This window comes from Agromyces sp. P1_H4 (assembly GCF_056405255.1).
The window spans coordinates 1-2,323 of record NZ_JBFUCL010000455.1; the positions used below are offsets into that span (position 1 = coordinate 1).

The 2,323-nt window shown below is 72.1% G+C and carries 3 protein-coding genes; 2 read left to right on the top strand and 1 reads right to left on the bottom strand.

Annotated elements, in window-relative coordinates:
• The coding region (locus AC1DY2_RS18795) for a glutamine amidotransferase-related protein (protein WP_476763794.1) at positions 1-480 on the top strand (480 nt) is incomplete at its 5' end.
• Positions 481-483: 3 nt separating this feature from the next.
• Here AC1DY2_RS18795 and tadA read toward each other — a convergent pair.
• Positions 484-966 (bottom strand): tRNA adenosine(34) deaminase TadA, encoded by a 483-nt coding sequence (gene tadA / locus AC1DY2_RS18800; RefSeq protein ID WP_476763795.1) that lies wholly within the window; start codon positions 964-966, stop codon positions 484-486.
• Positions 967-1,011: 45 nt separating this feature from the next.
• On the opposite strand from tadA, the gene upp reads away from it, so the two are divergent.
• Positions 1,012-1,644 carry a uracil phosphoribosyltransferase gene (gene upp / locus AC1DY2_RS18805; RefSeq protein WP_476763796.1) on the top strand — a complete coding sequence of 211 codons (633 nt, stop codon included), beginning with the start codon at positions 1,012-1,014 and terminating at the stop codon, positions 1,642-1,644.
• The last annotated feature ends 679 nt before the right edge of the window (positions 1,645-2,323 follow it).

Consider the following 2,323-nt stretch of genomic DNA (forward strand, 5'->3'; position numbering starts at 1 on the left):
CCGGTCTTCGGCGTGTGCCTCGGCGCGCAGCTGCTCGCGAAGACCCTCGGCGCCGAGGTGCGCAAGGGCCCGCGCAAGGAGGTCGGCTGGCTCGAGGTCGAGCTCACCGACGCCGGCGCGGCCTCGCCCGTGCGGCACTTCGCCGGCGTGCCGACGGTGCAGTGGCACGGCGACACGTTCGAACTGCCCGAGGGAGTCGAGCGCCTCGCGTCGTCGGAGCAGTACGAGAACCAGGCGTTCGCCCGAGGCGACTGGCTGCTCGCGGTGCRGTTCCATCCCGAGGTCGACGACGCGATCCACGAGGAGTGGCTCCGCCTGTGGGGCCACGAACTGCCCGAGTACGGCCGCAGCGCCGAGCAGCTGCGCGCGGAGCGTGCCTGGCGCGGGCCGCGCGCGAACGCGGCATCCGCTGCCCTGCTCTCGGAGTACCTCGACGGGCTCGAGGCGCGCGAGCGCGTGCTGCGCGAGCGCGCGAGCTAGCCGCTAATCGAGCTCGCTCGGCGGACGCCTGAGCGGGTCCTCGAAGAAGGCGAGCAGCAGGCGAGCGGATGCCTCGGCCTCGACGCCCGGGAACACCTCGACCCGGTGGTTGAGCCGCCGGTCGCGGAGCACGTCGTAGAGCGACCCGGCGGCGCCGGCGCGCTCGTCCCAGGCGCCGAACACCACCGTCGGCACGCGCGCGGCGAGGATCGCGCCCGCGCACATGACGCAGGGCTCGAGCGTCACCACGAGCGTGCAGTCGGTGAGCCGCCAGTCGCCGGTCGACTCCGCCGCGGCACGGAGCGCGAGCACCTCGGCGTGCGCCGTCGGGTCGCCCACGAGCTCGCGCTCGTTGCGGCTCGCCGCGATGACGATGCCGTTGCCGTTCACGACGACCGCACCGACCGGCACGTCGCGCGTGGCCGGCGCCTGCTCGGCCTCGGCGAGGGCGAGGCGCATCCACTCGCGGTGGATCGGCAGCTCCACGAGCCCCTCCCGTCCGCGGGATTCCCCGCAACTAGACTCGAGCCTATGCGAGTCCACGTTGCCGATCACCCGCTCATCACCCACAAGCTGACGGTGCTCCGCGACGTGAACACGCCGTCGCCGATCTTCCGCGCGCTGGTCGAGGAGTTGATGACGCTGCTCGCCTACGAGGGCACCCGCGGGGTGCGCGTCGAACCGGTCGACATCGTCACCCCGGTGGCCCCCACGACGGGCGTGCGCATCGCCGATCCCAAGCCGCTCATCGTGCCGATCCTCCGCGCGGGCCTCGGCATGCTCGACGGCATGGTGAAGCTGCTGCCGAGCGCCGAGGTCGGATTCCTCGGCATGGCGCGCAATGAGGAGACGCTGGAGCCGACGACCTACGCCGAGCGCCTGCCCGACGACCTCAGCGACCGCCAGTGCTTCGTGCTCGATCCGATGCTGGCCACCGGCGGGTCGCTCACCGCGGCGATCGAGTTCCTGCTCGCCCGCGGGGCGACGGATGTCACGGCGATCTGCATCCTCGCCGCGCCCGAGGGCCTGAAGGCCGTCGAGGAGGCGCTGCACGGCCGCGAGGTCACCGTCGTACTCGGCGCCGTCGACGAGCGCCTCAACGAGCACGGCTACATCGTGCCGGGCCTCGGCGACGCCGGCGACCGCCTCTACGGCACGGTCTGACGACCGCTACACTCTGCGGGCTTCCGTCCTCGCGCCGAAGGATCTTCACACTGACCGCCGCACGGGCGAGATGGAACTGCGGAAGATTTTTCTGAACGACCTTTTCTCGCAGATCCTTTTGCACGCAGCATCCGCCCACCCGATCCTCCCGGATGCCGCACCGCGACGCGCACCGTCTGCGCCGTCACACCGCGTCATCCCCCCGTCATGAATTGACACACGCTCCGACCTCGGATTGACTCTCCCCATGACCGACACCGCACGCACCCTGACCGCCCCCGAGGCTCTCAGGACGACCGGCATGATGATGCCGGCGCGCGCGTCCATGTGTTGTCGAATGTGCCGCTGACCGCGACCCGACCGCCGAGTCCCGCAGCCGATCCGCACCCCGATCGACCGCGACTCCACTGAACCAGCCGCACCGGCGGTTCGCCAGGCCGAACGGCCATTCGCATCGACCCCGTCTCGAGGGGTCCATCGCCGCACCTTCTTCGCACAAGGAATCGTCATGTCTCTCGCTCTCGCACCCGTCCGCACCGCCGCCGTCCGCACCGCCCCGTCGCTGCCCGACGTGCCGGCCCGCCCCGTCTCGATCGCGCCGCGCCCCGCAGAGGCGCCGACCACGCAGGCCGCTCCGGCCGAGTCGGCGCCCGCCGCCCGCGCCGCCGCTCCACGCGTC

What these genes read in the sequence shown, in the direction of transcription:
- upp (WP_476763796.1), top strand. Translation starts at nt 1,012, where the DNA reads ATGCGAGTCCACGTTGCCGATCACCCGCTCATCACCCACAAGCTGACG.